Source organism: Bifidobacterium sp. CP2, assembly GCF_018555635.1.
Lineage (GTDB): Bacteria > Actinomycetota > Actinomycetes > Actinomycetales > Bifidobacteriaceae > Bifidobacterium > Bifidobacterium saguinibicoloris.
The window spans coordinates 179,023-187,749 of record NZ_JAFEJX010000005.1 but is presented as its reverse complement, the minus strand read 5'-3'; the positions used below and the strand labels follow the sequence as shown (position 1 = coordinate 187,749).

Annotated in this window: 6 protein-coding genes; 1 reads left to right on the top strand and 5 read right to left on the bottom strand. The window is 64.3% G+C overall.

From position 1 onward, the window contains the following. Nucleotides 1–619: 619 nt before the first annotated feature. The 4 genes from JS531_RS05675 to JS531_RS05660 form a co-directional block, all read right to left on the bottom strand. Nucleotides 620–2,593, bottom strand: coding sequence for a glycoside hydrolase family 127 protein (locus tag JS531_RS05675; protein ID WP_214313832.1), 1,974 nt, complete (start codon nt 2,591–2,593; stop codon nt 620–622). Between the two features lie 231 nt (nt 2,594–2,824). Continuing rightward, nucleotides 2,825–3,643, bottom strand: a complete 819-nt coding sequence (locus JS531_RS05670) for a carbohydrate ABC transporter permease (protein WP_214313830.1) — start codon at nt 3,641–3,643, stop codon at nt 2,825–2,827. 20 nt (nt 3,644–3,663) lie between these two features. Further along, entirely contained in the window at nt 3,664–4,587 is a 924-nt protein-coding gene (locus tag JS531_RS05665; RefSeq protein ID WP_214313828.1) for a sugar ABC transporter permease, read from the bottom strand. 283 nt (nt 4,588–4,870) lie between these two features. Beyond that, complete coding sequence (locus JS531_RS05660) at nt 4,871–6,196, bottom strand: extracellular solute-binding protein (RefSeq protein WP_214313948.1); 1,326 nt, start codon at nt 6,194–6,196, stop codon at nt 4,871–4,873. A 526-nt stretch (nt 6,197–6,722) separates the two neighbouring features. Here JS531_RS05660 and JS531_RS05655 point away from each other — a divergent pair. Next, nucleotides 6,723–7,739 (top strand): LacI family DNA-binding transcriptional regulator, encoded by a 1,017-nt coding sequence (locus JS531_RS05655; protein ID WP_214313826.1) that lies wholly within the window; start codon nt 6,723–6,725, stop codon nt 7,737–7,739. A 79-nt stretch (nt 7,740–7,818) separates the two neighbouring features. On the opposite strand, the gene JS531_RS05650 is transcribed toward JS531_RS05655, so the two are convergent. Continuing rightward, complete coding sequence (locus JS531_RS05650) at nt 7,819–7,956, bottom strand: hypothetical protein (RefSeq protein WP_214313824.1); 138 nt, start codon at nt 7,954–7,956, stop codon at nt 7,819–7,821. Between the last annotated feature and the right edge of the window lie 771 nt (nt 7,957–8,727).

Here is an 8,727-nt window from a genome sequence, read left to right as displayed (position 1 = left end):
TGGTGCAAACGCCCAATCCTATAGAAACGGACACTTCAGGCGGTAAACGGACGGCACACACGCCCGATCCTATAGAAACGGACACTTCAGGCGGTAAACGGACGGCACACACGCCCGATCCTATAGAAACGGACACTTCATCCAACAATCAGACCCCTGCCGCACCCAATCCTATAGAAACGGACGCTTCAGGCGGCAGACGGGTGGTGCAAACGCCCGATCCTATAGAAACGGACACTTCAGGCGACAAACGGGCAACACACACGCCCGATTCTATAGAAACGGACGTCCTAGCCGCGGATTTGACCCGCGCCGCGCCCCATCCCGAATGGAACCCGCGTTGCTTCGCCTACCCGCCTCTCCCCGCGACACCGTTGCGCGCATGAAAAAACCTCCCGCATGGGTTTGCAACCCCATGCGGGAGGCCTCGTTCCCCGGGCGGTTCGCGGCTCCAATCGCTCGCCGTCCGGCCCGCGGCTCCGGGAGACGTCGGCGTCGACACCCCGGCCTTCCAAAACCGCAAGAATAGTTGCCGTTCCGCCGGCGGACACCCCCGAGCGGAGGTATCGGCCGGCCGCGGAAGCCGTTCCGCCCGCACGGACGGGACGGCACGGACGCGCTATCGGCGCTGGAAGACGCGCATCTGGCCCAGCTCGCGGTTCGCCCACGAGTAGTACGGCACCAGCGTGAGCGTCGCCGCCTCGCCCTTGCGCGGCTCGTCGGCCGGAAGGTACAGCGGGGCGTCGTCGCCATCGGCCTCCTCGCGCACCGCCGGCAGCGCGATCGTGTCCACGCCGCCCAGCAGATCCGGCTTGAACGCCACATCGGCGGACACGCCGGTCACGCCGTCGGCCAGACGGTACGACCACAGATCGCCCTCGTTGTCGGCCTGCTCGGCGCAGTACACCAACGGGCCGCGCATCACGGCCACCTGGCCGGCGTCGGAGCGCACGTGCGAGTTGGCGCGCACGAACTTCACGGACATGTCCAGGTCGAGCGTGAGGGCGAACGCATCGCCCGGCGCGACGTCGAAGTACACGAAACCGTCCCTAACGGAGGCGGCGACGGGCTCGCCGTCCCGCTTCAGCGCGAACGCGGACGCGGACCATGCGGGGATGCGCACGCCGAACCGCACCGGGGCGGCGGCGTCCGCCGGCAGCGACACGTGGAAGGCCACGTAGCCGTCCCACGGGAAGTTCGACTCCTGCGTCACGGCGAGACCGTTGTCGAACGCGGCCTCGTTGGCGATGAACTGATGGCTGAGCACCGTGGCGCCGCCGTCGCGCACCGTGTAGATGTAGCGGTCCACCGAGGCGATGAGACGGGCGATGTTCGCCGGGCAGCAGGCGCAGCCGAACCAGTCGACGCGGTGCGAGAGCACGTGGTGGCGGTCCGGGTTGGCCAGGCCGTCGGGCGTGGTCTCCAGGGCGTTGACGTAGTAGTACTGCTTGCCGTCGAGGCTGATGCCGGCGATCGAGCCGTTGAACAGCTCCTTCTCCAGCACATCCGCATACTCGCCCTTCGGCTCGGCGAGCAGCATCTGCTGCGCGAACATGCTCATCGACACGGACGCGCACGTCTCGCCGTACATCGTGTCGTTCGGCAGGTCGTAGTCGTAGGTGAACGATTCGCCCACGTGCGTCGATCCGATGGCGCCGGTCACGTACATGCGCTTGGTAACGATGCTGCGCCAGAAGCGCTTCGCCGTCTCCATGAGGTCCTCGTCACCGGTCAGGCGGGCGACGTGGGCGATGCCGGTGCACAGGTATCCGACGCGCACCGCGTGGCCGTTGGCGTGCTGCTGCTTGCGCACCGGTTCGGCGGCCTGGAAGTATTCAGGCTTGTAGAAGCCGAGGTCCGGGAAGATGTTGTCCCCGTGCATGGCCTCGCGCTGCTTGTCGTAGAACTTCGGGTCCTGGCCGCGCACGTCGATGAGGTACTGGGCGAGCGTCAGGTAGCGCTGCTCGTGCGTGACGTCGTACAGCTTGGCGAGGGCCAGTTCGATCTCCGGGTGGCCGTCGGCGCCGTGGATCTTGCCGTCCTCGGGGCCGAAGTTGGCGTCCAGGCAGTCGGCCATCTTCCTGGCCACGTCGAGGGCCTGCTCGTTGCCGGTGACCTCGTGGTAGGCGACGGCCGCCTCGATGTAGTGGCCCATCACGTACATCTCGTGGCTCTGCTGGATGAGCGAGAAGCGCGGACGCTCCGCCCAGATGCCGGACTTGATCTGATAGGGGGTGTCCAGATAGCCGTCGGGCTGCTGGGCGCGGGCGATGAGGTCCACCGTCCTGTCGCACAGGGCCTTGAGCTCCGGGTCCGGATGGTAGGCCAGCGCGTACGCGGCCTCCTCCAGCCACTTGTAGACGTCCGAGTCCTGGAACACCATGCCATGGAACTCGTCGTCGAGTTCGCCCGCGGCCACCTTGAGGTTCGCCACCGCGTGGCTCTTGTTGTCGGAAAGCTGGTTGCCGGCGGGGTCGTCCGGAACGACGGTGTCGATCTCGTCGTTCATCACGCCCCACTGGTACGGGATTACCGACTCGACGATCTGGTCGCGGCGCTGCTTCCAGAACGGGGAGGTAATCGTTACCTTCATGATTGACCTTTCACGATGAACGGCTGTGGCGCGGCGTATCACGCGCCACAGCCGTGGTGATGGATTGAATTGGCCGGTGAGCCCACCGGGCTCCCCTGAAGGGCATCAGCCCTTCACGGCACCGGTCCTGCAATTGCGGACTCGCCTTCGGCGAGGCTCAGTGTTGGCCTCGCGACTGCCGTCGCTCGGCCTGGAGCGGTCGGGGAGCCCACCGGGCTCCCCTGAAGGGCATCAGCCCTTCACCGCTCCAGCCATGAAGCCCTTGACGTAGTACTTCTGGAGGGCGAGGAACAGGATGGCGCAGGGGATGAGGAGGACGACGACGCCGGCTTCGGTGGCGCCGTAGTCGATGACGCCCATCGTCTGCTGGCGCATGTTCACCATGGCGAGCGGCAGGGTGCTCTTCGCGGAGGAGCTCAAGTACAGCGGGATCATGAAGTTGTTCCACGCCTCGAGGAAGGCCAGCAGGCCGACGGTGACCATGGACGGCTTGACGACCGGCACCAGGATCTTGAACAGGGCCTGGAAGGAGTTGCAGCCGTCGACCATGGCGGCCTCCTCCATGTCCTTCGGGATGGCGTCGAACGCGTTGCGCATGATGAACGTCGACATAGGCAACTGGAACAGCGTGATGACGAGGCCGACGCCGAGCAGGGTGTCGTTGAGGCCGATGTCCTTGAACCAGACCATGAGCGGGATCAGCAGGGAGGCGTACGGGACCATGAGGATGGACAGGGTCACCATGAAGCCGAGGTTGCGGCCCGGGTAGTCGAAGCGGGAGAAGGAGTAGCCGGCGAGCGTGCAGACGACCACGGAGAAGACCACGGCCACGGCGCTGACGACGATGGAGTTGAACAGGTACTTGGGCAGGCCCTCCTGGTAACCGAACAGGGTCAGGTAGTTGGCCACGCCCCAGCCCTTGGACTGGGCGGAACCGGCCTGAGGGCTGAAGGAGCTGACCACGACCCAGATCAGCGGGGAGATGAAGATGAGGGCCAGCAGGCCTTCGAGGACGCGGGCGATGACGCGCTTCCACAGCGGGGTAGACATGATGTGTTACCTCCCCTTTCTCACTTGGTGTTATCGCGCATGCCGCGCATCTGGATGGAGTTGATGATGACGAGGGCGACGAGCACAATCAGCGACAGCGCCGCGGCCATGCCGAGGTCCTTCTTGGAGTCGAACGCGAAGTTGTAGATGAGCTGGACCACGGTCATCGTGGAGTTGTTCGGGCCGCCCTTGGTGAGGATGAAGAACTGGTCGAAGGCGAGGATGGAGCCGGTGACGCAGTACACGAGGCACATCACGATGGTGGGCTTCATGAGCGGCAGGGTGATGGAGCGGAAGATGCGCCAGGTGCCGGCGCCGTCCATGCGGGCCGCCTCGTAGAGGTCGCCCGGGATGGCCTGCAGGCCGATCATCATGAGCAGCATGTAGTAGCCGGAGAAACGCCAGACGATGACGACGATCGTGGCCCACAGCGCGGACTGTCCGGTGGCGAGCACGGAGCCGCCGTCCTGCATGAGGCCCAAGGCGCTCAGGATCTTGGTGAGCGGGCCGACCTGCGGGGAGTACAGCGCGTAGAACAGCAGGGACGCGGAGGCGAGACCGGTTGCGGAGGGGAGCAGGAAGCAGGTGCGCAGCACGTTGTTCCACTTGGTGCTCTCCTGCACGATGAGCGCCATGCCCAGACCCAGCGCCAGCAGGAAGATGGTGACGATCACCGTGTATTCGAGCGTGAACCAGATGGAGGGCCAGAACAGCTTGTTGTTGACGACCTCGACGAAGTTGTCCGGGAAGTTGAAGCCGCGGTTGCCGCCCAGCAGGGACCAACGCGAGCAGGCCATGATGACCAGCAGCACGATAGGCACGAAGAAGAGGACGACGATCATGGCCCAGTCCGGCAGCGCGTACAGGATGCCGCGCTTGAATGCCTGCGCCTTGGCCGTGGACTTGTGCTCGGGCACAGCCGCGGACTTGGAAACACTTGACATGCTTCTCTCCTTTGGGATGTGTGATCGAATGATCGAAAAATGGGATGACGGGATTGGGGATTGAAAGACAACCTTGGATGCAATCCGTTATCGGGGCCGGTTCCTGGAGGAGAAAGGAAGGAGAAATATCAACAGGAAGACGGAATCGGCCCCGGCAACAGAACACATGCATGGATGCGGTGAGGTGTTCTGAAGCCGTCTCCGGCCCGGTCCTGGGAGACGGACCGGAGGCGGGTGTTCAGTTATCTATGCGGCGTGGTCCGTGGACCTCGCCGGATGGCGATCAGTTGCCGGCGAGGACGTCGGTGACGGCCTGGTTGTCGGCCTTGAGGTCGCTCTTGCCCCAGACGGCGTTCTGGACGAGCAGCTGCCACGGGGAGCCGGCGGCGTTGAAGCCCTCGTTGAAGGCGGCGGACTTCGGGGTCTGGCCGTTGCCGTCGATGATCGTGGAGTTGATGGTCTGGATGCGCGGATCGGCGTCCTTGTAGGCGGTCTTCAGGGTCTCGATGTTGGAGGCGGTGTAGCCGTTGTCGGCGAAGACTTCCTTCTGGGTGTCGGACTGCATCAGCCAGTAGAGGAAGTTCCAGGCCTGCGCGACGTGCTTGGAGTCCTTGGAGATGCCCATGGCGTCGCCACCGAGGAACGTGGAGGTCTTGCCTTCCTTGGTGCCCGGGATCGGGGTCACGCCGACCTCGAAGCCGCCGTTCTTCTCAGCGTCGAAGATGTCGTTGAGGGAGGTGTTCGGGTAGGGCATGACGCCGATCTTGCCGTTCGCGAACGGGGCGGTCCAGGTGGCACCGGTCTCTTCCTTGGAGCCCGCGCCGAGGCCGTTCTTGGTGTTGGCCAGCTCCTTGTAGGCGTCCAGGACGGCCTTCATGGAGGAGTTGTTCAGGGTGGCGGCGGTGCCGTCCTCGTTCATGACGGACTCGCCGTCGGCCCACACGGACGGGAAGAGGTCGAACACCAGGGCGCCGCCGGACTGACCGGCGAGGTAGGAGCCCGCCACGCCATCCTTGTCGAGGGCGGCCACGGCCTTGGCCTGGGTGAGGAAGTCATCGATGGACTTCGGGCCCTGCTCCGGGTCCAGTCCGGCCTCCTTGTAGAGGTTCTTGTTCCAGACCATCACGGAGACGTCGGTGATGAACGGCAGGGTGTGCTTGGCGCCGTCCACGGTGCCGGCCTCGATGTGGCCCTGCTGCAGGTCCTTGAGGTTGTCGAGTCCGTCGATCTGCTTGGTGATGTCCGCGAAGATGCCTTCGGAGGCCCAGTAAGGAATACGCACGACGTCGCCGGCGAGGATGTCGGGCAGGGAGTCGGTCTGCGTGGCGCCGCCGACCTTGCCTTCCATATCGTCGTTCGGGATGATCTCCAGCTTCACCTGGTTCTTGTGGCTCTTGTTGTAGGCCTCGACGACGCCCTTGGCCTGACGCTCCAGCGGGGAACGGGTCCACATGGTGATGGTGGTGCCGTCATCGGTGCCCTTGGCCGGGATGTCCGAGGTGTCGGCAGCACCGTTGCTGCTGCCACCACCACAGGCGGCCAGCGGGATAAGCATCGCGGCGGCGGCGATGCCGGCAAGCGTGCGAGTGACCTTGTTGAAAGACATAATCACTTCTTTCTCTAGTATGTTTCCGCTCATCTCTGAGAGGCGGTGGCGGACCTTCCGCCTCCTGGCCTTTCGCGGTGTCCCGTTCGGTCCTCCTTCGACTGAACGAAACTCTGCGAAAGCCTTTTCACAATATAGCGCACCTCGCCAGAAAACGCAAAACCGCTTTCGCACTTTCGCGAAAGCACCCCCGACACGCCGTGAAATGTGCGCTTCAGACCTCAATCGAACCGGTTTGACACCGCAAAAACCAGCATAAAACGAGGCGTGTCGCCTCTTTTGAGGTACTTCACAGGAAAACCGAACACTTTCGCACTTTCTCATGTCGAAACGAACGCAATCTACCAAACACCTCACGCAACATGCCAAAATGCGAAAACTTTCGCATCGTGGCCTATAATAGGGGGAGCTTCGTCGCACAAGCGGTTCCATCGACGTCGTTGGCGCCTCGGCGTCAAAGCGCCAATCGCATACGTGCGCGACGCACGCCACCCACCGGCGCGCATCGCCTACAACCTAAGGACAGGACATGGCCGAAGACAGAAGACAGGCCGCACGACTGGAGGACGTGGCCGCCGCCGCGGGCGTATCGCTCGCCACCGCGTCGAAGGCGCTCCACAACAAGCCCCGCATCAGCGAGGAGACGCGCAAACGCGTGCTCGCCGCGGCCCAACAGCTCAACTACTCCCCCAACAAACTCGCCCAATCGCTCGCCCGCGGCACCTCCGGGCTCATCGGACTCATCACCTCCGACCTGCAGGGACGCTTCTCCACCCCGATCCTCATCGGCGCGGAGAACGAACTGCGCGCCCAATCCACCTCCATCCTCCTCGCAAACGCGCGCGGCGACGCACAGCTCGAACGCGCGCACATCGAAAAACTCCTCTCCCTCAAAGTGGACGGCATCATCCTCGTCCAACGCGGCACCAACTCACGCCCCTCCGTAGGCGACGACTGGGGCGTGCCCATCGTCTACGCCTACGGCCCCTCCACAAACCACGACGACTGCTCCGTCACCTGCGACAACGTCGAAGCCGGACGCATCGCCGTCAACCACCTCATCTCCTGCGGCCGCAAACGCATCGCCATCATCGCCGGCGACGAAACCTACCAGGCCGCCACCGACCGTTACAAAGGCGCCATGGAAGCCCTCGCCGAACTCGGCATGGAACCCGCCGGACCCGTACGCTTCGGCCCATGGAACGAAGACTGGGGACGTGCAGCCACACGCCTCCTGCTCGACCAGGGCGTGCAGCTCGACGCCATCATCTGCCAGAGCGACCAGCTCGCGCGCGGCTGCATCGACGCGCTCAAACAGCGCGGGCTGAGCATCCCGGACGATGTCGCCGTCATCGGCCACGACAACTGGGACATCCTCACCACCTACTCGCGCCCCGCCCTCACCTCCATCGACAACGAGACCGAGACCATCGGACGCGTGGCGGCCCGTTGCCTCATGGACGCCATCAACGGCAAACCGCACCACGGCACCACCTACGTGCACTGCCGGCTCGTCCAACGCGAATCGACGCTGCCGCTGGACTGAATGGGTCAGGCGGGCCGGGCGGCGTCAAGGTGGCGGGTCAGGCGGGCCGGACGGGTCAGGCGGATCAGGCGGACTGACGTCACGCGCGGAACCCGAACGTGCGCGAACTGTATCCGGTGCCGGATGGCACCGTCACCACGGCCTGCGCGGCGTCGGCATCCCAACGCACGGGCCAGTCGGCGAAACCTTCGCCGGCGGGCAGCAGAGTCGCGGCCACGACGTCGCGGCCATGGAGCCACGGCGCCACGGCAGGGCAATCCGCACCTCACGGCCTTCGCCGCGTTCGCCGCCTACGTCGCCTCGACGCCGTCCATGCGCACGGCGCACATCACCACGAAATCGTCGTCACCGTTGTCGAAGGTCAGGGCGATGCGCCCGGTATTCCAAGTGAAATATCGAGACATCGCCGTCGTGCCCTTTTCTCTTACGACGCCGCCGTGCATCGCTTTGCGTCTCTGCACCGATTGGGGCGATCGGGTTGATCGGGCACGGACTAATCGGGCCCGGTCAGACCTCTCCCCAGCGTATGGAACATCCGACGCCCACGCATGGATTAGGTCTCGACATGTCGGCGATGCTCTCATCGCCGTAACCATATCCACTGCAGCCACCGCATCCGTGGCGGCGGCCGAAAATCGCGGAAACCAAAGCCTCACCGCGGACATCGGCCTCCAAGAAGACACCAGCGGCCGAAAATCGCAGGAACCACAGCTCCACCGCGACTATCGGACGCACAGCACCAACCAGCGGCCGAAAATCGCAAAAACCAAAGCCTCACCGCGGGTATCGGCCTCCAAGAAGACGCCAGCGGCCGATAATCGCGGCGAGACCTCGGCTACCGCGACAAACGGACGTCCAACAACCCTCAAAGGCCGAAAACCGCAGAAGCCACAACCTCACCGCAACAAACGGACGTCCAACAACCCTCAAAGGCCGAAAACCGCAGGAACCACAGCTCCACCGCGACTATCGGACGCACAGCACCAAC